This window comes from Halosimplex rarum, from assembly GCF_047715405.1.
Lineage (GTDB): Archaea > Halobacteriota > Halobacteria > Halobacteriales > Haloarculaceae > Halosimplex > Halosimplex rarum.
In genome coordinates, this window is sequence record NZ_CP180412.1 from 4,416,950 (window position 1) to 4,440,054 (window position 23,105).

The window sequence follows — 23,105 nt, forward strand, 5'->3', positions numbered from 1 at the left end:
GCGGAGACGATCCGCGGACCACGGACGAGATCACAATGAGCGAGTTACTGTTCGAAATAAACGAACGGACGTACGCGGCATCGATCCTCGAATCGGAAGCACCGGAGTCGGTCGCGGCGATGCGGGAGTTCCTCCCGTTGCGCTCGGAGTTGCTCCACGTTCGCTGGAGCGGGCACGCGACCTGGGTCGAGATCGACGAGATCGACCTCCCGGCGCTGCCCCGCGAGAACCACACGGTCTACCCCTCCCGGGGGGATGTGCTCCTCTACCCCGGCTACCGCAACGAACAGGAGATCCTCCTCGCGTGCGGGCCGACCTGTTTCAAGAGCCCGGCCGGCGAACTGGCGGGTAACCACGTCGCGACGCTCGACGCGTCGCGCGAGGAGTTGCGCGAGCTGGAGGAGCTGACACTTCGCGACGGCGCACAGGATATCGCGGTGTCGATCGCGGAGGACGAGCGATGACCGACATTCTCGTCCTGCCCCACAAGATCCACGGGCTCTCCGCGGCCGAGTACGCCGAGACGCTGCGCGAGCGGTTCCCCGAGTTCGACGTGGCCTTCGCGGAGACCCCGGCCGAGGAACGGCGACTGATCCGCGAGGCGCGAGTCGTGACGGGCTACGAGATCTCCGCCGACCTGCTCGCAACGGCCGATCACCTCGACCTGTTCGTCTGCACGTTCGCCGGGACCGGGCACCTCCCGCGAGAGGCGCTGGACGACCACGGCGTCGCCGTCGAGAACGCCTCGGGCGTCCACGGGCCGAACATCGCCGAGCAGGTGCTGGGGTACGTCCTGACGTTCGTCCGTCGCCTCGACAGGGGGTGGCGACAGGAGCGCCGGAATGAGTGGCGCCACTACCAGGCGGGCGAACTGAAGGGGTCGACGGCGACGGTCGTCGGCCAGGGCCCGATCGGGCGGACGATCGTCGATCGGTTGCGGGCCTTCGACGTTCACACGATCGGTGTCCGATACACGCCCTCGAAAGGCGGGCCTGCGGACGAGGTTATCGGGTTCGACGACGAGGACCTCCAGGCGGCGTTCGCCGTGACCGACCACCTGATCCTGGCCTGTCCGCTCACCGATCTGACCGAGAGACTCGTCGACGAGCGGGCGTTCCGCACGCTCCCGACGGACGCGACGCTCGTTAACGTCGCCCGGGGCGAAGTCGTCGACACCGACGCGCTCGTCGAGGCGCTGCAGACCAACCAGATCCGCGGCGCGGCGCTCGACGTGACTGCCCCCGAGCCGCTCCCCGCGGACAGCCCGCTCTGGTCGCTGGGGAACTGCCACATCACTCCCCACAACGCCGGCCACACGCCCGAGTACTGGAACCGCTGTGCGGACATCCTCGAACAGGCCATCGGTTCCTGAGTCGGGTCTTCCGTCCACAGTGTGCGTATATTCGGGTTCGCGTCGTCGAGGGATGCGAGCACGCGGCCGAGTTGCTCACGCTGGCGGTCGGCGAGTTCGGTAGTCTGTCAAAATCTGCTCCGGCTTGGCTGCGTTTTCTGACGCAAATTCTGTGCGCTTGCGCCCGTCTCGGCCGCCGGGCACTACCGAATCGCCGTCGCTAACCGCTTCGTCGGACGTCTCTACGGACGTTCGGAGTACTGCTGCCTATAGATGGAGACAGCGGGACCCCGAGTCGGTTCGGATTCGTCGCTGGTAGTCGCGGTGTTTGAGAGAAATCATTCCGGTACCGAGGAGGCGGCCGACTTCGAGGACGGCGGTGAGCACGAAATATTTTCACGGTAACCGAGGCGGTCGTCGTCGGCCTCGGGTTCGGGATCGGCGTCCTCGCCACCTTCGGTGCCTATATGGGCTCGATCTCGGGCCCGCGGTGGTACGTCTCCGCGGTCCGCATATGGGGGCTGGCCGGTCTCGTCGCGGCCCTGATCAGCCTCTTTCTACCTGGCTAGAGTCGCCGGTGACCGGATCCGCGTCGTGTATCGAGCCGACGACGAGCACGAACGCCGCCGGCGTCCGCATCGCTGGCGGACGACGAGCACCAGCGAATGTAGTGACGCTCGCGCGCACTCGGTCCTCGGCCCGGATCACCAATCGCTACGCTCGAAATGAGAAGATACTCTATCTATCACTTCTAGATAGACGTTTGAAGTCTTATGTTAATCGAATCAGTTTATCTGCGTTCGGGTACTGTAGTCAACTACGGTACGGTTTCGGATATCTCATTCCCACTTGTATGGCCATCCCCGGAAAATCATGCATAAATCAATTCCTCTGGGGATATAAATGAATATTTGTAGGAATCTGGTAGGGGGCCAGGTCGAAATCTGTCTCGTGCTGTATTTCCAAAGAAGGCGCAAGAGGCCTCGAAACTCTGTGGTTAGTCACAGTAGTGGCCGCTCGGTCGTTCGTCGTTAGGTCATCGAGCTTCAGTATATTTCGGATATAACTACAAAAAAGATATCTATCATATACGTTGGGATCTACCCGATCTGCCCGCTTCCAGCGACCCGACTCTCGCGAGTTCGTGCCGACGAAGAGTTCACACAGCGACCGTGGATCCCGGGGAGAATCGTTACTTGATCGACGAATTCCGCTCTGGCGAACGGTCCCGTCGACAGCTGCACGGCGGAATCTCAGCTAGCGGGGGGATACAGTGACGCTCCGACAGCGTATTACCTCCGCCATTCCGGTCACTCGCCGTCGGTTCCGCCGTCGTCACCGTGACGAACCGGGCTGATCTATCTGCCCTCGCACACCTCGCTCCCACTCCCCACTACTGCTGCGTTTCTGTAGTCTGTCGGTTCCCCGTACGTGCCAGTCTGCGGCGCAGATACCCGGATCTCGTCGAGGTCCGTCATGATCGCGGTGCCTCTGAATCGGACTCCATCGCGGCTGTGAGCTGTTGTTCCTCTGTGCGGAATTTTCTTGCAAAGTTTGTTATCGTGTGCCCCTGTCGCCATGGGGCCACTGCCTTCCATACCTCGTCCGTTGAGGGCCTCCAGAATGGCCGACGGCGGGGTTTAGTAAGTTCCAACTGATACCCAACTACAACGAATTACAGAGTTATCACTGTAATCTTGGGTAGGGGCTCCGGGCCGTATCAGGTCACCGTCCGGCGACAATTTCGCAAGACGGGGACTGTTTTGTTCCGGCCGCCGAAGTCGTTCCCATTGCGGGAACGATATTCTCAGTAGTGGGGCGATTTATTGCCGTAGGGACGTGCCTCGATCCGGATACCGTCCTCTGATAGCTCAGGAAGCTTCGATAAACGGCTTGATACCGGCTCTCGACCCCGATTCGCTAGACGGGAACTTATAGGATCCGCTACCGGAGTTCTGGCCGCGGACTTCGTCCCGTGCGACCGACGTATTCCGGTTTCAGTAACGCCTCAGTGTCCCGCCCACAGCCGCCGAGACGGGTTCCCTCGGCTGCCGAGCGGGCTACTCGGCGAGCGGGTCGGGGAGGTGCGTTTCGATGTCTCGGTCGACGGCGAGTGCGGACAGTTCGTCGGCGACGGTCGTCTGGATGGGGATTCCCTCCTCCCGACGCTGGCGTCGAGCGCGGTACTCGGGTTCGCCGGGGAGGAGCACCGCTTGGTCGTCTTCGATGGGCTCCGCCGACCGGAGATGCGCGGCCAGTTCGGCGACGCGCTCGGTGACGTCGTCGCGGGTCGAGAACACGGTCGGGTCGATGGCGACGAAGGCGGCGCCGTTGCCGTTCCAGTCCTGGCGCTCCTCGCTGGAAACGGGACCGTCGCCCACGACCGAGGCGACGAGTTCGGCCATCGTCGCGAGGCCGAACCCCTTGTATCCGGTCGCCCGTCCGCCGAGCGGCAGGAGCGCCCCCTCGCCGTTCTCGAAGTCGGCCGCGTGCACGACCGGTTCGCCGGAGTCGGTGATAGTCCATGCCTCGGGAAGCCGTTCGCCGGACCCGTCGCGTTCGATTATCTTCCCGTGGGCGACCTGGCTCGTCGCGCCGTCGTAGATCAGGTCGAACGGGAGCGCGTCGAACGTCGGGACGCCGAACGTCGTCGGGTTGGTCCCGAGTCGCCTGTCGGCCGTCCCCGGCGGTGCGATCCGTTGCGAGCCGCCCTGGAGGTTGACCCACGACGAGAACAGCAGCCCCTCCCCGGTGACCCGTTCGGCCCACTCGCCGATGCGGCCGAGGTGTCCCGAGTCGCGGATCCCGACCGCCGCGACGCCGAGTTCGCCGGCCGTCTCGACGAGCAGGTCGACCGCTCGCTGCCCGGTGAGCTGGCCCATGGCCGCACCGCCGACGACCTGGTGGAACGACCCGGCCGACTCCACGGTCGGTTCGGCCGTCGGGTCGATCGTCTCGGAGCGGAAGTCGTCGGCGTAGTAGGGGATCCGGACGACGCCGTGGGAGGAGTGGCCGACCAGCTCCGCGTCGACGAGCGACGACGCGACGATCTCGGCCGTCTCCGGTGGCGTCCCGTACGATTCGAGCGCGCGCCGGGAGAACGATTCGAGGCGCTCTGCTTCGACGACGGGCATGGTTCCTCCAACGAGGCGAACGGCCATTAAACGTGAGGTGCCGGACGGCCGTCGGTCCGCGTGGTCGGGTCGCCCCGATGCGCGCGCTCTCCCCCGCGGGCTTCATCGGTCCGCGGGCCGGCTCACTCGAAGTCGACCCAGCCGAAGTGTCCGGGCGAGTGGAACTGCTTCTCCTCGGTGCCGATCGGGTTCCAGCTCGCCTCCTGGGAGCGCGAGGCCACGCCGGTCCGATGGAAGTTCGCGCGCCAGCGGTCGCCGCTCTCGGGCGCCAGATCGAGCCCCGTAAACGCCGACAGCGCCTCGAACGGGAACCGGACGGCCAGCCACCACGACTCGTCGTCCGCGGACGGCTCGCGGGTCGGACCGGGCTCGGAGGTCGCGACCGTGATCGCCTCGGCGAGTTCGGGCGAGACGAGGTCACGGCCGATCCCCCGGACGGACCAGCCGGGCTCCATCCACGCCATCTTGAACACGCCGCAGGGGTTCGCCTCGAAGTTCAGGTAGCGGGCGTTGCTGCCCGGGTCCGGCGTCGCGAAGAACTCGACGCAGCTGTCCTCGTAGGTCGGCCCGTTCAGCTCCGTCGTCCGCGAGGTTATCTCGTCGTCCGCGACCAGAAACTGGAGGTAGAGGGAGGTGTCGTCGTACAGCCCCCGGACCGACGTCTCGGGTTGCGGGCCAGACTCGTACCAGTTGAACTCGTCGATGCTGGCGACGTCGGCGGCCGTCCACGGTCCGTCGACGTCGCCGGTCAGCGGCACGTCGGCGTCGGCGCGGGCGATGGTGTACGTCTTCACACCACCTCCGTCTCCGTTCTCCGAGAAGAGTCTCACGGAACTGCTGCGACCCCCGTTTTCGGGCGCGGTCCGATCGAATCGTTCCGCTGAGGTGCGAGCGACGTCGGCCGGTTACCCCCTCAGACCGCGAATCGCTCCAGCACCTCCTCGTCGATCTCGATCCCGATGCCGGGCTGGTCGCGGATCTGGACCGCGTCGCCGTCGTTGGTGATCGGGTCGGCGGCGAGGTCCTCGCGGATCGGGTTCGGCGTGCGGTCGAACTCCAGCATGGGGTCGCCCGGCGTGGCGGCGATGACCTGCAGGCTGGCCGCGAGCGCGACCGCGCTGCCGAACACGTGGGGGACGCACTGGACGTTCGCGCTGTCGGCCAGCGTGGCGACGCGCCGGGTCGAGGTGATCCCGCCGGCGCTGGTCACGTCGGGCTGGAGGTACTCGACGCCCGTCTCGCGGGTCACGCGCTCGAACTCGTGCTGGAACGCCCAGCACTCGCCGCCGGCGAGCGCCACGTCGACGCCGTCTGCGAGGTCGGCGTAGTAGTCGACCGCCGGCCGGACCGGTTCCTCGAAGAAGCGGACGTCGTACGACTCGAGCCCGCGCGCGACGCGTCTCGCGTCGGCCAGGTCGTAGGCGTGATTGGCATCGACCATCAGCTCCACGTCGTCGCCGACGGCCTCGCGGACGGCCGCGACCAGTTCGAGGTCCTCGTCGGGCCCCCACGGGAAGTGACGGGCGAGGCCGATCTTCTGCTTGAGCGCCGTGAATCCAGCGTCGACGTGGCCTTGCGCCTCTTCGGCGACGATCCGTTTGAGTTCGGAGAGGTCGTCGACGTCGCGGAAGAAGTGGCCCGTCGCGTAGGCCCTGACCTCGTCGCGGCGCCGGCCGCCCAGCAGCCGGGAGACCGAGCGCCCGACGGACTTCCCGTAGGCGTCCCAGAGCGCGATGTCGACGCCGCTGACGACGCTGGCCGGGACGTACGAGTGATACGACGACCGGAGTTCGAACACCAGGTCGTCGTGGATCTGCTCGACGTCGTCGACGCGCCGACCGACCACCCGCGGCGCGACGTACTCGTCGATTATCTCCCGGTTGCCGGCCGCCGGCCCCCAGCACTCCCCCCAGCCGACGACGCCCTCGGCCGTCTCGACCCTGACGAGACAGTACTCGCGGCTGTCGATCCACTTCTGGGCGTTGGCGAAGCGCTCGTCGAGGTCGCGACGGAGGACTCTCGTCTCGATGTCCGTGATCTCCATGTGTTCGGATGTGGTTCCAGGGGCCATAAACGCTGGTGCGACAGCGCGCCTCTCCCCGGGTCGCACGGTGGGGACGCCCCGGAACGCCGGGGCGACCTGCGACGCCGGGACACCCGGAACGCCGGGACGATATGCGACGCCGGAGTCGCGCGGCGGCGCCGGCGAGGAGTAGTTATTTGCCGGTGTCGACGTAATCCAGAGCCGATAGATGATTCCCACCGCCGATGGGTCGTCGGCCCGTTCAGGCAGCGTCCAGCTCTACGAGGCACTGGTCGACGCGGGTGTCGGCCTCCTGGTCGGCCTGCCCGGGACGCAGACGCTCCCGCTCGACCGGACCGTCGAGGCCCGAGACGAGATCCGGTACGTGATGGCTCGCCACGAGACCGCGATTCCGCACGTCGCGTGGGGGTACTACGAGGCCGGCGGCGGCGTCGCCGCGACGCTGACCGTCCCCGGCCCGGGCGACACGAACGCGATGCACGGACTGAAAAACGCCCTCGACGACCGCGTGCCGCTGATCCACGTCGCCGCGACCCCCGACCCCGACGACCGCGGCAAGGCCCCCATCCACGAGATCGAACCGGACACCTACGACAACGTCGTCAAGGAGAACGTCTCGGTGGATCGACCGACCGAGTTCCACCGGAAAGTCCGGTCGGCGATCGAGTCGGCCCTGTCTCCACCGCGGGGACCGGTCCGGCTGGGCGTCGCTCGCCCGCTCCTCGACGCCGAGTTCAGCTCGCCGCGGATCGTCGATACGCCGTCCACGAGCGCGTTCGACGGTGACGCCGAGTACCGCACCGCGGCGGCGGCGCTCGCCGGCGCGGAGCGACCGGTCGTTTACCTCGGACTCGGCGCCAGTCGGGCCGGCGATCCGTCGGCGATCCAGGCGCTCGTCGAACGGCTGGACGCGCCGGTCGTCACCTCCTACAAGGCGAAAGGGCTCTTCCCCGAGGACGACCCCCGCTGGCTCGGCGTCACGGGGAGCCACCTCCCGGCGGGAGGGAAACGGGCGCTCGCGGCCGCCGACGTCGTCCTCGCCCTCGGGACGCGCTTCGACGGCGTCACGACGGCCGACTGGTCGCTCCCGATGGGAGAGACGCTCGTCCACGTCACGCGGGACACGAGCCGGATCGACGTCGCCTACGACGCCGACGTCGCCATCGCGGCGAGCGTCGCCGAGGCGGTCGAGGAGATCCGGGACGCGCTCGGCGACGCGGCGCGGCCCGAATCGATGTGGGACGGGGCGGCCGTCGCCGAGCGCGTCCGCGCGGAGTACGAAGCGCAACTCGACGACCGCGGGCTGTTCGCCGACGAGCCGCCCGTCGCGACTGCCGGCGTGTTACGGACGCTCCGAGAGGCCCTGCCGCGGGAGGCGGTCGTCGCGACCGACATCGGCGGGTTCAGACTCTGGGCGAAACAGACCTTCGAGAGCTACGAACCGGGGACCTACGTCACGGCCGGGTCGTGGGCGGGGATGGGCGTCGGCCTCCCGGCCGCGCTCGGCGCGAAACTGGCCGCGCCGGACCGACCCGTCGTCGCCCTGACCGGCGACGGGAGCCTCATGATGTGCCTGCAGGAACTGCACACGGCTGCGGCGGAAGACCTGGACGTCGTCACGGTCGTCCTGAACAACGCCGACTACGGCGTCATCAGCAAGTCGCCCGACATCGACCGCTACGCGGACGGCCACCGATTCAGCTGGAAGTCTCCGGACTTCGCGGCAATCGCGGAGGGATTCGACTGCCGCGGGACCACCGTTCGGACGCTCGATGGCGTCCGATCGGCCGTCTCGGAGGCGCTCGGACGCAGTGACGGCCCGGAGCTGATCGACGTCCGCGTCGACCCGGAGGAACCGACCGCGGCCGCGGCCGCCGACTACGACTCCGAACTGGAGTTCTGAGGACGGAATTCCGCGTTACCGTCAGCGGTCGTCAGCTTCGGCCGAGGAAGGCGGACAACCGCTCGTCAGTCGTCGGCGGCTATCGCCGACTCCTCGTGGTCCAGCACGGGCGACGAGAGGTCCCAGTCGTCGAGATAGTCGCGTTCAGCGTCGACGAGGCGGGAGAACAGTTCGCGGGCCTCCTCGGTGCCGACCCGGACGAGCGGGTCGGTGAGGAACGCCCGGTACGCGCGGTCGACGTCGCCAGCGAGTCCGGCCTCGACGAGCGTCTCCTGGTTCTTCACGTGCGTCAGGACGACGTCGTGCAGCTGGTCCGGCAGTTCGCCCGCGGTCAGCGGCGTGACGCCGTCGCCGTCGACCAGCACGTTCGTCTCGACGACGGCGCCGTCCGGCAGGTCCGGGCACTGGCCGCGGTTCGGGTAGTTGGCGTGGGTCTTCAGCGGTTCCATCCCCAGGAGCGCGCGCATCCAGTCGACGGCCTCCTCGCCCGACTCGGTGAACTCGAAGGGCTCGTCGCCCTCCAGCAGGGCGCGGCGTTCGTCCTCGCCCTCCGGCCAGTGGTCGACCCGGTACTCGCTCGGGGTCTGACGGATCCCCCATCGCTGGACATCCTCGCCGGAGTCGACGTCGAGGTACCAGGGGACGAACTCGACGAGGTGACGGTCGCCCGCGGCGGGCAGGATGCCGAACTGCTCGTAGAGGTCCTGCGTGACGTCGCGGTGGTTCACGAAGAACGACTCGTCGTCCAGGTCGCCGGGTTCGAAGCGGGGGACCGGCTCGCGGTCCGCCATCCACCTGTCGACGAGGTCGTAGACGTTCCGGTCGCCCCAGTGGGCGTCGTCGACCCAGGTGAAGTGGTTGATGCCCTTCACGTTCACGCTGATCTCTTCGCGGGCCACGTCGTCGGCGTCGAGGTACTCCTCGACGAGGTCGGCGAACAGCTCCTGGACCTTGAACACCTCGTGGCAGAGCCCGACGGCGTTGATGTCGGGGTACTCCGCGTAGAGCGTCCGCGTGCAGACCGTCATCGGGTTAGTGTAGTTGATGACCCAGGCGTCGGGGCACTGCTCGCGGACCGCCGCGGCGATCTCCCGGTACTGCGGGACCGACCGCATCGCCCTGAGCGTCCCGCCGGGCCCGACCGTGTCGCCCACGGTCTGGTAGATGCCGTACTCCGCGGGGAGTTCGAGGTCGTTCACCATCGTCTCCCCCGGCGGGTCCTGGGTCGACAGGATGACGAAGTCGGCGCCGGCGAGCGCCTCCGAGAGCGTCTCGGCGACCGTGTACTCCCAGTCGCCGACCGCCTCGTCGTGGCCCTGGATCCACTCGCCCAGTTCGGCGTTCGTCCGCGCGCTCTCCCGGTCGACGTCGTAGAGCGCGACTTCGCCCGCGAGGTCCGTCGTCTGGGCGAGGTCGTTCATCAGCGTCGTCGCCCACGACCGGCTCCCGCCGCCGACGTAGCCGATCTTCACCTGTACGCTCGACTGGTCGTCGCGTCGTAACTGGTGCATCTACAGACGCTTGTGATACGATAACTAATAGATTTGGGCTGTCGGAGAAGAATTCCTCGATGCGGGTGTCAGTCCGCGCCGGCCGAGCGCGGATCGCTCTCGCTCTCGCTCCCGCCCTCGCTCTCGAGGCCCGGAAGCGGGTCGCTGTTCCAGTACTCCTGGTCGTCGCGCGCGTAGTAACAGGCCGCCTCGTGTCGGGCCGTCTCGCCCACCTGCGTCAACTCGGGGCTCTCCTCCGTGCAGGCCTCGCGCGCCTCCGGACAGCGCGTGTGGAACCGGCAGCCCGAGGGCGGGTCCTCGGGGTCCGGGACGTCGATCTCGCGGATCGGCGGGCTCTCGATGGGCTCGTCGATCTCCGAGAGCCCGGAGGTCGCCCAGATGAGGCTCTTGGTGTAGGGGTGCTGGGGGTTCTGGATGATCTCGTCGGGCGGACCGATCTCGACGATCCGACCGAGGTACATCACCGCGATCCGGCCGTCCGCCTTGCCGGCCAGGTAACGCGCGTTGGACATGTTGTGCGAGATGAACACGAACGACGTGCCGAACATGTCCTGCAGGTCCAGGAGGAGGTTCATCATGTTCACGCGGAGCGAGACGTCGAGCGCGCTGACGGCCTCGTCGGCGAGGATCAGGTCCGGCTCCAGCAACATTGCACGGACGACGACGGTCCGCTGGGCCTCGCCGCCCGAGAGCTGGTGCGGGTACCGCGACGCGTAGTCGCTGGCCGGCGTCAGCCCGACGGTCTCGAGCATCGTCTGGACGAGTTCGCGCCGTTCGACCAGGTTGAGCTCCGGCCGCCACTTCTTCAGCGCCGGGCTCAGGTTCTCGAAGACCGTCCGGTTGGGGTCGAGCGAGTTCCCGGCGTCCTGGTGGATCATCTGGAGGGAGCGGCGGATCTTCGAGTAGGGGATCTCGCTCTCCTCGGTCCTGGCTTCCCAGATGTCCTGCCCGCGGTAGCGGACTGACCCGTTCGTCGGTTCCTGCAGTCCGATCATCGCCTTCCCGAGCGTCGTCTTCCCGCAGCCGGACTCGCCGACGAGCGCGACGACGTCGTCTTCCCCGATCTCCAGGGAGACGTCGTCCACCGCGCGGACGACCGAGTCGTCGCCGAAAAAGCGGCCGAGCAGTCCCTGTTCGGTACCGAAGTGGACGTCGAGGTCTTCGACTTCGAGGAGCGGTTGTGAACTCATTGCTGTGATTTCTTGAGGGGGATCGTTTCACGCGACTCTTCCCAGTAGAAGCAGGCGGCCCTGTGCTCGTCGGTGACGCGTTCCAGCGGCGGGTTCTCGAGCGTGCACTCCTCCTTGGATATCTCACAGCGGGGGTGATACGAGCACCCCTCCGGGACGTTCAGCGGGTCGGGGCTCGTCCCGACGATCGACTCCATGCTCTCGAGGGGGGCGTGCACGTCCGGGATCGAGTTGAGCAGCCCGCGTGTGTACGGATGCGCCGGGTCGTCGACGATGTCCTCGGTCGGGCCGATCTCGAGGACGTCGAAGGCGTACATGACCGCCAGCCGGTCCGCGATGCGGGCGACGTGACTCAGGTCGTGGGTGACCATCATGATCGTCAGGTTGTACTTCTCCTTGAGGTCGGACAGGAGCTTCAGGATCGACTGCTGCATGAGCAGGTCGAGCGCGGCCGTCGGCTCGTCCATGATGAGCACCTCGGGGTCGAGGACGAGCGAGAGGGCGATGAGCGCCCGCTGTTTCATCCCGCCCGACAGCTCGTGGGGATAGGCGTTCAGGATCCGCTCCGGGTCCAGGTGGACGTCCTCGAGGAGGCTGCGCGCCCGGGCCATGCCCTCGTCGACGTCGTGGTCGTGGGCTTCCAGCGTCTCCTCGAAATGGCTCTGCAGCGAGAGCGTCGGGTTGAACGAGTCCATCGCTCCCTGGACGACCATCGAGATGTGCTCCCACCGGAACTGCCGCATCTCCTCCTCGTCCAGTTCGTTGGTGACGATGGGTTCGCCGCCGTCCGGCGGGTAGTACGTGATCTCGCCCGTCAACTGCCCAGGCGGGTCGATCGCGTCGAGGACCGAGTCGGCGAGCATCGACTTGCCCGAACCCGACTCGCCGACGATCCCGATCACCTCGCCGCGGTGGACGTCGATCGAGACGTCGTCGAGCACCTTCGACGTCCCGCGTCCCATCGCGAACCCGACGCTCGCGTTCCGGATCTCGAGGACGTTCCCGTGTGCCCGGGTCGCGTCGACGCCGGACCGGTCAGCGTTTTGCGATGCCATCGTCCCTCCCGGAGTCGTCGTCTCCTGGCCGCTCGGCGCTCCCAGTGCCGACCACTTCCGAGAGTGATACTCCGACGCACATGTCTGGTAGAGATGACCTCACCCACATACTTAACAGTTGTCCGTGATCGACGCCGCTGGCCCCCCGTCCACCCGCAGATATAAGGGGGATCCGAATGCATGCAATGACATGGCACAGGCGAACACAGTCACGCGTTCGATACGGCGACACTGGCCCATTCTCGGGGGCGCGGTGTCCTCGACGCTCCTCGTGATCGGGCTGGTGATAGTCACCGTGGGGGCAGCGCTGAACACCGGAGTCTGGGCCGGTATCCTGGGTATCATCGGGATCCTGCTCGTGCTCGTCGCACTCGTCTCCCGCGGGCTAATCCTGTTGTACCGGAAACTGTAACCTCGGCGCGATCGGTGTCGCCGGGCCGCGCCGTCGTTTCTCCGTCCTCGTCCGTCCGAGCGGCCGGTCCGGCTCACGGCGCCCGACACCGACCGTCACGGTCAGAAGGCCACCGTGAACACGTAATAGGTGCCTAACAGGAGGAGGACGATCGCGATCAGTCCGATCAGATACCGGGTCGTACTGCCTTCTTTCTCGACTTGCATCGGTCCATCACGAACGTTCGATACATGCTGTGTTAACAGTTATTATAATATATCTGTCGAGAAGCGGGTCCGTCGGAACCGCGCTGCGGGAGAAGTCGTCGGCCGGTCGGACGAAAGCGTGGGGGGTCGTCAGTCGTCGGCCGGGGTAGCCGGCGGCGCGCCCTCGTCAGATTCCAGTTCCTCGCTCGAGACCGTCTTCGCGTGGCGGGCCCGCAGGCGGGGGTTGAACAGGCGGTCGGTCCCCTGGGCGAACAGCTGGAGCCCGTAGGTCATCGTGGCGATGAACAGCATGGGCGCGAGGATCCAGTGGAATCGGTCGGCGCCGGCCAGCGCGCCGCCGTTTCGCGCGACGTTGAGGATGACGCCCCAGTTCTGGTTCGTGAACGGCAACACGCCGATGAAGTACAGCCCGACGGACTCCATCAGGACGCCGCGCATCGCGCCGGCCGACCCCATCATCAGCAGGGGCATGAGCCGCGACATGATGTTCTTCGAGAGGATGCTCCGGGTCGGTAGGCCGAGGACGCGCGACGCCTCGACGTGGGATTCCCCCCGGATCGTCAGCACCTGCGACCGGAGCTGGCGGGCCAACCGTGGCCAGTTGTCGATCGCGAGGATTGCGCCGACGAACACCGGGCTCTTCGGCTCGATGATCACCGCCAGCACGATCACCAGGGCGAGCCCGGGGATGTTCATCATGATGTCCGTGAGCGTCATCGCGATCTTGTCGAAGAGGCCGCCGAGGTACCCGCCCCCGACGCCGAGCAAGATCGCGAGCCCGAGCGTCACCAGCGCGCCCGTCCCCATCATGACGAGCATCGGTCGGGTCGCGTAGATGTTCATCGCCAGCAGGTCGCGACCGATGTCGTCGGTCCCGAGCGGGTAGCGCATGTTCTCCCACATCCCGAGTATCGGTTCCGCCTGCATCGGCCGCGGTTCCGGGACGATGTAGGGGCCGAAGATCCCGAGGAACGCGAAGACGGCGAGGATGATACCCCCGACGCGGGCGCGCGGCGACGTCCAGAGGATCCGGAACGGCGTCAGGAGGCTCTTGTCGACCCGCTCGCGGGTGTGTTGTTTCCAGGTGTACTCCGTCTCGGAGACCTCGAAGTTCAGCGCGGAGTCGTCCGTTCGGGGGCGGTCTCGATCGAGACGGTTCTCGAGTGCCGCGTCGTCGGCCCGGGCCTCGTCGTCCGAGCGCAGGTTGCGGACGAACTGGCGCAGCGACTCACGGAACGACCGGGAGTACGACCTGCGATCGGTGTGACCAGCGCGGGGGTCGATGAACCCGTAGGTCAGGTCCGCGATGAGCAGCCCGATGACCGTGACGACGGTGAAGAGGATGACCGCCGCCATGACCGTGACGTAGTCGCGGGACAGCGTCGCCTCGTAGAAGTAAAAGCCCATCCCGCGGTAGCGGAAGATCTGTTCCATGATGATCGACCCGCCGAAGATAGTGGCGAGCCCGGCCATCAGCCCGGTGTACATCGGGAGCGTCGAGTTCCAGCCGATGTACCGGAGCTGTATCCGCGACTTCGGGAGCCCCCTGAGTTCCGCGACGTCGACGTAGTCCTCGCCGATGATGCGGGTGCAGTGGGCGCGGAACTCGAGACCGCCCCAGGCCGTGACCGCGAACGACATGATCGGGAGCGCGGCGTGTCTGAGCACGCTGGCCATGAACGCGGCGTTGAACCCGGGGGTCAGGTCGTGATTGTACCGGCCCCCGCTCGGGAAGAATTCCGTCCCGAACCCGAACACGAACAGCAGTATCAGCGCGACGATGTAGTACGGGACGGAGTCGGTGAAGATCACGAAGTAGCTCCCGGCGACGTCCCACTTGTCGCCCTCGTGGACGGCGAGGAACCCCCCGATGAGGAACACCATCATCGTGCCGATCACGAGAGAGAACAGCGAGATGAACATCGTCCAGGGGATCGCCGGTCCGAGCACGTCCCAGACCGGCTCCGCGTAGAAGATCGACCGGCCGAAGTCGCCCTGGAGGATAGACGTCATGTAGTCGATGTACGCCTGCCACATCGGCTTGTCGGGGTTGACGTTCGTGTACAGTTCGACCATCCGGTTGAGCTGCTGGTAGGACACCTGCCCGCCCGACCGCTGGCGTATCTGCGACGCGATGTAGTCGGCCGGGCCGCCCGGGATCAACCGTACCACGACGAACGAGAAGGTTATCGCCGCCCAGACGGTGATGATCGACTGGGCTATTCGTCGGAGATAGTAATTCTTCTCCGGCATACCGGGAAGATGCTAGCACATACACTTAACGGTTGCGGGGATAACGATCGTTGATTAGGGAAGCGCGGTGCTGGCGGCGACCGGCGTGACCGGAGAAACGGGAGTGAGGTGGTGGTCGACGAGACTGTCGGGTGCTCGATCCGCGATTCAGCGTATCAACCCTGGGGCCACTGGTCGGCCTCGCTCTGGGGGACTGGGCCGAACCACTCGTTGCCCATCTTCCCCATGTAGTGGGCGTAGGAGTACTGGCCAATCTCGATGATCTCGTAGCGGAAGGCCGGGTTCTCCTGTCCCTGGGGCGGGTAGGTCCGCCAGCGGGACTTGTTGACCCAGTAGCCGCCGGAACCGCCCTCTTCGTTGACGGTGAACCACGGGACCGTCTGGTTGAAGATCCAGGCGAGTTCGTTGACGCGCTCCTGGCGCTCCTCGTCGGACATCTGCCGCCGGAGCTGTCGTCGCTTGTCGTTGATGTTGACCGTCTGCAGGTCGCCCTCGGGGTCGCCCACCGGGTACGGGACTTCGACCTCGGGTTCGAGCGCCCAGGCGTCGGCGTTGGGAACGTCCTCGCCGCCGAGCGTCTGCGTCATCTGGAACGTGGTGTTCCAGTCGAGCGTCGGCGGGGCGCTCTTGGCCCCGCCCCACGCGTCGAACATGATCTCCCAGTCGCCCGAGTCGAGGGTCTCCCCGGCGCGGATCGTCGACTCCTGCGCGGTGACCTCCGTGTTGAGACCGAAGCTGTCCAGGTACTCCTTGGCGATCTGGGAGTAGCGCAGCGCCATGGGCTCCTCGTCGGAGGTCGCCGTGTACAGCCGGAGCGTGACGTTGTTCCCGTCGGGGTCCTTCCAGCGACCGCCGCTCTTCGAGAACCCGGCGTCCTGGAGTAGCTGGGTCGCGCGGTCGGTGTCGACGTCGGACTCCGACGCCGCGTAGTGTTCGAACGACTGGAGCGTCTCGTTCGGCCAGTTCTCCTGGCCGCCGAACCACGGGACCTCCTTGTCCTGACCGAGACCGGTGACGTAGCGGTCGTGGATCCAGTAGTTCCCGTAGTCGGTGTGCCACGACATCATCTGCTGGCGCGGCACGACGTGCATGATCGCCTGTCGGACCCGGCGGTCGCCGGTGAGCGTGTCCGACTGGCAGTTGAAGAACAGGCCGTTCCCTCCGGCCCGCATCGTCGGGACGATCTGATTCTCGGTGAGGTCCTTCGCCGGCCGCCAGCCGAGTTCGCGGATGTCCTCGCGGGCGGACTCGGAGTTCGGCGGGTAACTCACGTCGATGATCTCCTCCTGCATCGCCTGGGTGCGCTGCTGCTGGTTGGGATAGCGGCGCCACCGCAGGTCGTAGTCGATCATGTCGCCGGTGATCTCGCCGTCGGCCCATCCGTGCTCGCTGAACGGGCTCCAGTAGTCGTCGTGGGCCTCCATGAGAGCGGTGTTCGAGTCGCCCTCGGTCATCTCCCAGAGGGAGTTGCCCGGGACCTGTTCGTTGTCCCAGGGCGGCCGCTTGACGGTCCCCGTGAGGTCCGAGCGGACCTCGTCGCGCTCGCTGCTGCTGGACGCGTCGGTGAAGCGTTCGGCGAACTCGCCCCAGATGTCGCGGTGGGCCCAGACCCAGCCGCGGCGCTTGAGGTGACCGAACTCGAATATCTCCCGGCTGATGTCGGCATTCGTCAGGTCGAACTGGAGCTCGTAGTCACCGGTCTGCTGGACGTTCTCGTACAGCGGCTGCGCGCCGTACCCCTTGTTGACCGTGTTCATCAGCTGCCCCAGTTTGAGCTGGGTGACCGCGTCCTCGGCCGTCAGATCCGAGCCGTCGTGCCACGTGTACGAGTCGCGGATGGTGAAGACGGTCGTCCCGTCGTCCTGGTACTCCCAGTCCTCGAGGATCATCCCCTTCGTCGCGTTGTCGTACTTGTCGTGGACGGCCCACTGGTCGAACATGCCCCAGTACCACCGGAACGACCAGTTCGCGGAACTCCCGTACGGATTGAAACGGGCGTTGTCCGGCGCGATCCCGATGATGTGGTCTAACGTGCCGTCGACGTATTGCCCACCGGCCGTATCGGTCGCCTCGTCGCCGCCGTCGCCGCCGTCACCACCGTCGCCTCCGTCGCCGCCGTCGCCGCCGTCGCCGCCGTCGCCTCCGTCGCCCTCGTTGCCCAGCGGCGTGACCGTGCCTTCTCCGTCTTCACCGTCGCCCTGACAGCCGGCGATGCCCGCGAGCCCGGCGGCCGCGGCCCCACCCAGTGACTGCTTGAGCAACCGCCGCCGCGTTGTCTCCGGGAGATCTGCCCACTCGCCGTCGCTTACCCACTCGTCGGATTCCTCGCTACTCTCTGATTCCATCATAGTGAATCCATTTCTCCAATTTTCACTTCTGGCATATATAACTATTGTAAATGTAGTTATCTATTGGCCGCTGTGGCGACTCTCGGCACCCGGGAGCGGCGGCGGGCGCTCGTCACGCGTCGCGAGCGAAGACGTTCGTTCCGACCACCGGAACCGGTGAGTCGGGGCGCGGTGACGAGAGAACGTGCCCGCAGGCCCGTTACCGCCGGTGTCCCGAACCATTATTGGCCCGCGGCCGCTTTTGCGAGCAATGGCAGAAGACACGACGAGATCAGCGTTTATGGACTGGATCTGTCGCCGACAGTTCCTCTGGATAAGCCTGCTGGCGCTTACGCTGGTCCACCTCGTCATCGCCGTGATGGCCGCGACCGCCATCGAGCCGGGGTCCGCCAACTACTACGTCCTCCTCATGGACTTCGGGCTCATCGCCGTCCTCCTGGTGGTCATCGGGCTCGTCTTCTGGCGCTGCGGTTACCTCGGCGATACGCCGATGCACTGACCGGTTCCCTGTGACGCCCGCGCCCGAGAGCCGCGAGTGCCCGTCCCGGTGAACACGGAAGTAAACTTAATAGTGTCGGTGTAATTGCACCTCATATGCAGCCACAGCGACTTCGCCGGAATTTCGAGACCGTCGCGTTCACGACCGCCGTCCCGTTCACCGACGACAGGTCCGAAGTCGACACCGCCGCGCTCGCGGACAACGTCGAACGGCTCTACGACCGCGGCGCGCGCCTGTTCATCCCCTGCGGGAACACGGGGGAGTACTACGCGCTCACGGATGAGGAGCGGACCGCGGTCGTCGAGACACACGTCGAAGCGACCGGTCCGGAAGCGACCGTCGCCGGCGGTGTGGTCGGCAACGTCCCGGAGGTCTCCCGCCTGGCGTCGAGGTACGAAGCCGTCGGGGCCGACGCGATCATGGTGATGCACCCGGACCACACGTACGTCCACGAAGAGGGACTGAAAACCTACTACCACCGCATCTGTGACGAGACCGACCTCGGGGTGGTCCTCTACAAACGCGGCCACGACCTGCCGCGGGGAGTGATCGTCGACGTCAGCGAACGCGAGGAGGTGGTAGCAGTGAAGTTCGGGGTCGACGACGTGAAGGAGTTCGCCCAGACCGTCCAGGACGCCGACGGGGAGGTCACGTGGGTCAACGGGATCGCCGAGCGGTACGCGCTCGCGTTCGCCGTCGAGGGCGCGTCCGGCTACACGACCGGACTCGGTAACTTCCTGCCCCGGACGACCCTCGCCCTGTACGACGCTATCGAAAACGAACACTGGGAGCGCGCCCGAAGGATCCAGCGGTCGCTCCGGCCGCTCGAAGACCTCCGCGACAGACCGGGCGAGGGAAGCGCCATCGACGGGGGGAACAACGTCCCGGTCGTCAAGTACGGGATGGACCTGGCCGGGTTCGAGGGCGGCTCCGTTCGCGAACCGCTGGTCGACCTCGATTCGCGTGGCCGAGAACGCGTCGAACGGCACTACGACCGGATCGAGGGCACGTTCGGGAACCCCACGTGAGAGGGCGCATCCGGCCCCTGGCGCCTCGGCGGTCGGGTCTCCTCGATCTGGGCAGCGGATCGAACCGATCGGCCCAGTGTCCGTCGAGCCCGGTACCGCGCCGAATCCCCGACCGTATCGAACTTTCTGTACGTAATCGGCGGCGTCCTGTCGCTCGCCGCCGGTTCCGGGATTCGGCAGGAGACACCGAAGGCGGCACGTGACCGACTCTTCGCGGGCTTGCGAGAATGAACCGTCGAGCGGTGCCACCGGGAGACGGTACACGGTTGCCCACCGAACGCTCACCCCGTCGCCGTTCGGCCGACTACCGACCCGCCGCGTCGCACCAACTGGTACTGTCCCCTGTCACGAACGAACTTTCGAGCGGTACCCCCCGGGTTCGCGTTGAGATTTCCGCGCCCTCCCGCTCGTTCGGCCGTGTTATCGCCGTTCGCCTCTCGCGACAGTATGGGGACTCCCACGTCGAATGAGGCTTCCAATGTTATGGCTGTAATTCAATTCGCACCTGATCGCCACGCCGACCCGGACATTGGTAACAATACCCACGGACGGGGCCAGAAAACGGCCACGAACTACCAGTTCGAGAACCGCCCGCGATTTCGCAGCAAGTGTTGCCTCAACTGTTCCGCTGTAGCGAACCGCACGATTTCTGTTCCCGACAGCGGAACTACCGACGCGTGCTCCGTTCGGTTCCGGACACGGGCCGCCGGGAATGGGCCGCTGGGCGACAGCGAGATCGGTCGTTCGGCGCACGGCGCCCCTCTATTCGGGGCGGGAAAATCATTAAGGTCTGGTAGTGAGGCATTGACAGACATGGCGAAGGCGTCAGAGGACGGAAGGGGTCGAACCGTGCGGTCGGTCGGGATCGCGTTCGAGATTCTGGACGTCCTGCAGGAGCGCGGGAAGTCGAACGTGACCGAGCTGGACGGGGCGCTCGACTACTCTCGAAGCACGATCCACAGCCACCTGCAGACGCTCGAGAAACAGCGAATGGTCGTCAGGGAGGGCTACGACTACCGGCTGAGCCTCCGCATCCTCGACATGGCGAGAGGGGTCAGAGACCACGTCGGGAACTACGACGTTATCCGGGACGAGGTCGACGCCCTGGCCGCGGAAAGCGGCGAGACCGCACAGTTCGGGATCGAAGAGCACGGGCAGGTGTCGTATCTGTACAAGACCAGCGGCGAGAACGGCATCAAGAGCGCGTCGGAGATCGGGACCAAGCAACCGATTCACTCGACCGCGCTGGGGAAATCGATCCTCGCGTATCTCCCGGACGACCGAGTCGAGGAGATCGTCTACTCGTGCGAGTACGAACGTCGAACGCCGAACACGATCTCCGGCCCCGGCGAACTCCTCGAGGAACTGGACCGGACCCGTGAACAGGGGTACGGGCTCGACGACGAGGAGAACGTCGAGGGGATCCGCTGTATCGCGGCGCCGGTCAAAAGCGACGGTCAGGTCCTCGGCGCGGTGAGTCTCACCGGTCCCTCGGTCAGGTTCACTACCGACCGGATCCACGGCGAACTCTCCGATCTCGTCCAGTACACCGCGAACATCGTCGAGATCAACACCAAGTTCTCCTGATCGTTCTCTCCGCCGTTTCCCGCGACTCAAACCGGCACGCCACTTTGCAACGTGAATCGGATCCGGTCCCCGAAGGTATCACCCCAGTCGGAGTCCCACGGGCGAACCGGTTGCCCGCGGTCTCGGCGATACCTCCGTCCGGCGCTGTCGGGGACGCTCTCCCAGAGCGAATGCGCGTCGCGCACCCATCTCACGAGGATTGCCCGATGGGCGTGTGTCGAGTCGCCACCTCGCTACTTCCGAGGCGAGAATTTCAATATATTATGGACTAACCGATTTTTATCAGATACTATATCTAACTATGCTCTCTTCTCCGACACATACTTCAGTGGTGCAGATATGATCGTATTTTGCTTCGAAACATACCACATATTTGCGCGCAATCGGCCGAGTGGACTTATATCCTCGACATAAAAGTAAAATCTGAACTACAATCTAATTTCTGACTCGGATGGCTGACTATCTGATATGTACCGACAGATCGTCTTTTCCCCGCGTCTTCGGGGCGTAACGGTTCTAAGAGATCTCGACAACTCATCTGATCGAACCGCGAATTCGGATTCTGTCACCTCAGTACGTCAGTAGTATAAATATACTATAATAGTATGAAAATCGTTATTATTTGGCCGTAGAGACGCGCAGCCGAACTTCGGAGATGGGGGTTCGGTCGGCAGGCCAGCGGCTACACCGTGACTGTCGCAACGATATCGCCGCGGTCCCGCTGGCGGCGACGTATCGGTGCTGGCAAACCGGCAGAGAGGGCCACCGGAATCCGGTCCCGGATCGCGGTCTCCGAGAATCTGCAGACGTGTCCCGTAGCACGCGTCGCTTTTGTGTACAGAGCCGCTAGCTCGGGCAACTGATCGCATGGAACCCGAATCCACGCCGAAACTCCACAAGGCGCCGCGTAGCGACGTCACCCAGGACCAGGGCAAGTTCCGGATCCGCTTCAACTTCCCCGGTCGGAACCACCCGAACCACGACGACCACGGTTACGGCCCGCTATCGACGGTCGTCGAGTCGTTCATGGACCCGGACACGCTCATCGCGATGCACCAGCACCGCAACGAGGAGATCGTCTCGTGGGTACCGGCGGGCGTGATGCGCCACGACGACCGGGAAGGGAACGAACTCGTCACCGACTCCGAGCACCTGCTGGTGATGAACGCCGGCAACGGGTTCTGGCACGAGGAGCGCACGCTCGCCGACGACCCGCCGCTGCGGATGCTCCAGATATTCGTTCGACCGCACAGCCTCGACCTCGACCCGGGCATCCAGCACGGACCCACCGAAGACCCGGTCGACAACGAGTGGCGCCACGTCTTCGGCCCCGCAGAATCGGACGCGCCGTTCACCGTGCGCAACGACGTCCACTGCTACGACGCGCGACTGGACGAAGGGGCGAGCGTCGACCTCCCCGCGGTCTCGGGGTGGGATACGTACTTCTACGTCTTTGAAGGGGCAGTCGAGGCCGGCGAGACCCACTTCGACGAGACCGAGAGCGGGCTACTCGTCGACTCCGACGGCCTGGCCGTCACCGCGCGGGAGGACTCGGTGCTCGTGGCGTTCTGCATCGACCCCGACGCACCGGTCACGCGGCAGGGCACTATCGGTCGATGAGCCGACCAGTCGGTAGACTCGACAGACAGTCGATCGGGGCGGTCCCCACGCGACCGAGCGATCCGACGGTCCCTCCCGGCGCATAAGTTCGAACGAATGGCTATTGGTGTGGGCGGACGACGTTCGTGTGATGGCCCGTCTCGAACGACTCAGGGTGTTCCCGGTGAAGGGGCTGGACGGTATCGACCTCGAAGCGACCGAGATTCTGGAGGGCGGGACGCTCCGTCACGACCGCGAGTACGCCCTGTTCGACACGGACGGGGAGGTCCTCAACGGCAAGCGGACCGACCGGGTCCACGACCTGGCGACCGACTTCGACCCGGTGTCGGGCGAACTGGCGGTCGAGACGCCGGACGGCGAGGAACGGGAGTTCGACCTCGACGCCGAGCGCGAGCGCGCCGCCGAGTGGTTCGGCGACTTCTTCGACGCGGACCTGGAACTGCACCGGGATGACTCGCTGGGCTACGTCGACCGGCGGGAGATGGGGCCGTCGGTGGTCAGCACGGCGACGCTGGAGGCGGTCGCCTCGTGGTTCGAGGAGATGACCGTCGAGGGAGCGCGCCGCCGCCTCCGCGCGAACGTCGAGATATCGGGCGTCCCGGCGTTCTGGGAGGACCGGTTCGTCGGCGACGGTGCACCGGCGTTCGACGTCGACGGCGTCCGCTTCGAGGGTATCACGCCGTGCGGACGCTGTGTCGTCCCGCAGCGGGACCCCGGCACCGGCGAGCCGACCCCGGAGTTCCGCGAGCGGTTCGTCGAGCGGCGCGAGGCGACGTTCCCCGAGTGGGCCGACTGGGACGCGTTCGACCACTACTACACGCTGATGGTCATCACCCGGATCCCGGAGGCCGACCGCGGCGCGACGCTCGCCGTCGACGACGAGGTCGACGTGGTCGAGTAACCAGTGGTCGCGAGCGGCACCCCGGCCGCGGCCACACCGAACGTTAAGAATCTGGGACGAGTG

17 protein-coding genes are annotated in these 23,105 nt (G+C 66.0%); 9 read left to right on the plus strand and 8 right to left on the minus strand.

From position 1 onward, the window contains the following. Nucleotides 1–35 precede the first annotated feature (35 nt). Both ACMGFH_RS20965 and ACMGFH_RS20970 read left to right on the plus strand, forming a co-directional pair. Nucleotides 36–464, plus strand: coding sequence for a DUF3830 family protein (locus ACMGFH_RS20965; RefSeq protein WP_415380550.1), 429 nt, complete (start codon nt 36–38; stop codon nt 462–464). Beyond that, on the plus strand, nt 461–1,372 hold the full coding sequence (locus tag ACMGFH_RS20970; protein WP_415380551.1) for a D-2-hydroxyacid dehydrogenase: 912 nt from the start codon (nt 461–463) through the stop codon (nt 1,370–1,372). Before ACMGFH_RS20965 ends, ACMGFH_RS20970 begins: the two co-directional genes overlap by 4 nt. Nucleotides 1,373–3,411: 2,039 nt before the next feature. Here the strand turns inward: ACMGFH_RS20970 and ACMGFH_RS20975 are convergent. The 3 genes from ACMGFH_RS20975 to ACMGFH_RS20985 form a co-directional block, all read right to left on the minus strand. Next, nucleotides 3,412–4,485 (minus strand): Ldh family oxidoreductase, encoded by a 1,074-nt coding sequence (locus ACMGFH_RS20975; protein WP_415380552.1) that lies wholly within the window; start codon nt 4,483–4,485, stop codon nt 3,412–3,414. A gap of 122 nt (nt 4,486–4,607) precedes the next feature. Beyond that, on the minus strand, nt 4,608–5,279 hold the full coding sequence (locus ACMGFH_RS20980) for a carbohydrate-binding family 9-like protein (protein ID WP_415380553.1): 672 nt from the start codon (nt 5,277–5,279) through the stop codon (nt 4,608–4,610). 119 nt (nt 5,280–5,398) lie between these two features. Further along, nucleotides 5,399–6,529 (minus strand): mandelate racemase/muconate lactonizing enzyme family protein, encoded by a 1,131-nt coding sequence (locus tag ACMGFH_RS20985; RefSeq protein WP_415380554.1) that lies wholly within the window; start codon nt 6,527–6,529, stop codon nt 5,399–5,401. A 208-nt stretch (nt 6,530–6,737) separates the two neighbouring features. On the opposite strand from ACMGFH_RS20985, the gene ACMGFH_RS20990 reads away from it, so the two are divergent. Then, nucleotides 6,738–8,432, plus strand: a complete 1,695-nt coding sequence (locus tag ACMGFH_RS20990; protein ID WP_415380555.1) for a thiamine pyrophosphate-binding protein — start codon at nt 6,738–6,740, stop codon at nt 8,430–8,432. A gap of 65 nt (nt 8,433–8,497) precedes the next feature. Here the strand turns inward: ACMGFH_RS20990 and ACMGFH_RS20995 are convergent, their stop codons facing one another. The 3 genes from ACMGFH_RS20995 to ACMGFH_RS21005 all read right to left on the minus strand — a co-directional run bounded on the left by ACMGFH_RS20995 (nt 8,498) and on the right by ACMGFH_RS21005 (nt 12,188). Then, on the minus strand, nt 8,498–9,943 hold the full coding sequence (locus ACMGFH_RS20995) for a glycoside hydrolase family 4 (RefSeq protein WP_415380556.1): 1,446 nt from the start codon (nt 9,941–9,943) through the stop codon (nt 8,498–8,500). A gap of 68 nt (nt 9,944–10,011) precedes the next feature. After that, nucleotides 10,012–11,133, minus strand: coding sequence for an ABC transporter ATP-binding protein (locus ACMGFH_RS21000; RefSeq protein ID WP_415380557.1), 1,122 nt, complete (start codon nt 11,131–11,133; stop codon nt 10,012–10,014). Beyond that, nucleotides 11,130–12,188 carry an ABC transporter ATP-binding protein gene (locus tag ACMGFH_RS21005; protein WP_415380558.1) on the minus strand — a complete coding sequence of 353 codons (1,059 nt, stop codon included), beginning with the start codon at nt 12,186–12,188 and terminating at the stop codon, nt 11,130–11,132. The genes ACMGFH_RS21000 and ACMGFH_RS21005 overlap by 4 nt, the downstream gene beginning before the upstream one ends. Nucleotides 12,189–12,378: 190 nt before the next feature. Here ACMGFH_RS21005 and ACMGFH_RS21010 point away from each other — a divergent pair, with 190 nt between their 5' ends. Further along, the gene (locus tag ACMGFH_RS21010; protein WP_415380559.1) at nt 12,379–12,600 is read left to right on the plus strand and encodes a hypothetical protein; all 222 of its coding nucleotides are present in this window, start codon (nt 12,379–12,381) and stop codon (nt 12,598–12,600) included. Between the two features lie 335 nt (nt 12,601–12,935). Here the strand turns inward: ACMGFH_RS21010 and ACMGFH_RS21015 are convergent, their stop codons facing one another. Further along, complete coding sequence (locus tag ACMGFH_RS21015) at nt 12,936–15,059, minus strand: ABC transporter permease subunit (protein WP_415380560.1); 2,124 nt, start codon at nt 15,057–15,059, stop codon at nt 12,936–12,938. A gap of 155 nt (nt 15,060–15,214) precedes the next feature. Beyond that, complete coding sequence (locus ACMGFH_RS21020; RefSeq protein WP_415380561.1) at nt 15,215–17,404, minus strand: ABC transporter substrate-binding protein; 2,190 nt, start codon at nt 17,402–17,404, stop codon at nt 15,215–15,217. 253 nt (nt 17,405–17,657) lie between these two features. On the opposite strand from ACMGFH_RS21020, the gene ACMGFH_RS21025 reads away from it, so the two are divergent. From ACMGFH_RS21025 to ACMGFH_RS21045, 5 genes are all read left to right on the plus strand, one after another. After that, nucleotides 17,658–17,906, plus strand: a complete 249-nt coding sequence (locus ACMGFH_RS21025; protein ID WP_415380562.1) for a hypothetical protein — start codon at nt 17,658–17,660, stop codon at nt 17,904–17,906. A gap of 95 nt (nt 17,907–18,001) precedes the next feature. Then, entirely contained in the window at nt 18,002–18,934 is a 933-nt protein-coding gene (locus tag ACMGFH_RS21030) for a dihydrodipicolinate synthase family protein (RefSeq protein WP_415380563.1), read from the plus strand. Between the two features lie 813 nt (nt 18,935–19,747). Beyond that, nucleotides 19,748–20,521, plus strand: coding sequence for an IclR family transcriptional regulator (locus ACMGFH_RS21035; protein ID WP_415380564.1), 774 nt, complete (start codon nt 19,748–19,750; stop codon nt 20,519–20,521). A gap of 867 nt (nt 20,522–21,388) precedes the next feature. Beyond that, a complete protein-coding gene (locus tag ACMGFH_RS21040) occupies nt 21,389–22,141 on the plus strand; it encodes a pirin family protein (RefSeq protein ID WP_415380565.1) in 753 nt (250 codons plus the stop codon). A 130-nt stretch (nt 22,142–22,271) separates the two neighbouring features. After that, on the plus strand, nt 22,272–23,042 hold the full coding sequence (locus ACMGFH_RS21045) for an MOSC domain-containing protein (protein WP_415380566.1): 771 nt from the start codon (nt 22,272–22,274) through the stop codon (nt 23,040–23,042). The last annotated feature ends 63 nt before the right edge of the window (nt 23,043–23,105 follow it).

Excerpts from the sequence above, each read along its gene's own strand:
- ACMGFH_RS21030 (WP_415380563.1), top strand. The coding sequence starts at position 18,002 with ATGCAGCCACAGCGACTTCGCCGGAATTTCGAGACCGTCGCGTTCACG.
- ACMGFH_RS20990 (WP_415380555.1), top strand. The coding sequence starts at position 6,738 with ATGATTCCCACCGCCGATGGGTCGTCGGCCCGTTCAGGCAGCGTCCAG.
- ACMGFH_RS21010 (WP_415380559.1), top strand. The coding sequence starts at position 12,379 with ATGGCACAGGCGAACACAGTCACGCGTTCGATACGGCGACACTGGCCC.
- ACMGFH_RS20965 (WP_415380550.1), top strand. The coding sequence starts at position 36 with ATGAGCGAGTTACTGTTCGAAATAAACGAACGGACGTACGCGGCATCG.
- ACMGFH_RS20995 (WP_415380556.1), bottom strand. The coding sequence starts at position 9,943 with ATGCACCAGTTACGACGCGACGACCAGTCGAGCGTACAGGTGAAGATC.
- ACMGFH_RS21045 (WP_415380566.1), top strand. The coding sequence starts at position 22,272 with ATGGCCCGTCTCGAACGACTCAGGGTGTTCCCGGTGAAGGGGCTGGAC.
- ACMGFH_RS21040 (WP_415380565.1), top strand. The coding sequence starts at position 21,389 with ATGGAACCCGAATCCACGCCGAAACTCCACAAGGCGCCGCGTAGCGAC.
- ACMGFH_RS21015 (WP_415380560.1), bottom strand. The coding sequence starts at position 15,059 with ATGCCGGAGAAGAATTACTATCTCCGACGAATAGCCCAGTCGATCATC.
- ACMGFH_RS21005 (WP_415380558.1), bottom strand. The coding sequence starts at position 12,188 with ATGGCATCGCAAAACGCTGACCGGTCCGGCGTCGACGCGACCCGGGCA.
- ACMGFH_RS21020 (WP_415380561.1), bottom strand. The coding sequence starts at position 17,404 with ATGGAATCAGAGAGTAGCGAGGAATCCGACGAGTGGGTAAGCGACGGC.
- ACMGFH_RS21000 (WP_415380557.1), bottom strand. The coding sequence starts at position 11,133 with ATGAGTTCACAACCGCTCCTCGAAGTCGAAGACCTCGACGTCCACTTC.
- ACMGFH_RS21025 (WP_415380562.1), top strand. The coding sequence starts at position 17,658 with ATGGCAGAAGACACGACGAGATCAGCGTTTATGGACTGGATCTGTCGC.
- ACMGFH_RS20985 (WP_415380554.1), bottom strand. The coding sequence starts at position 6,529 with ATGGAGATCACGGACATCGAGACGAGAGTCCTCCGTCGCGACCTCGAC.
- ACMGFH_RS20970 (WP_415380551.1), top strand. The coding sequence starts at position 461 with ATGACCGACATTCTCGTCCTGCCCCACAAGATCCACGGGCTCTCCGCG.
- ACMGFH_RS20975 (WP_415380552.1), bottom strand. The coding sequence starts at position 4,485 with ATGCCCGTCGTCGAAGCAGAGCGCCTCGAATCGTTCTCCCGGCGCGCG.
- ACMGFH_RS21035 (WP_415380564.1), top strand. The coding sequence starts at position 19,748 with ATGGCGAAGGCGTCAGAGGACGGAAGGGGTCGAACCGTGCGGTCGGTC.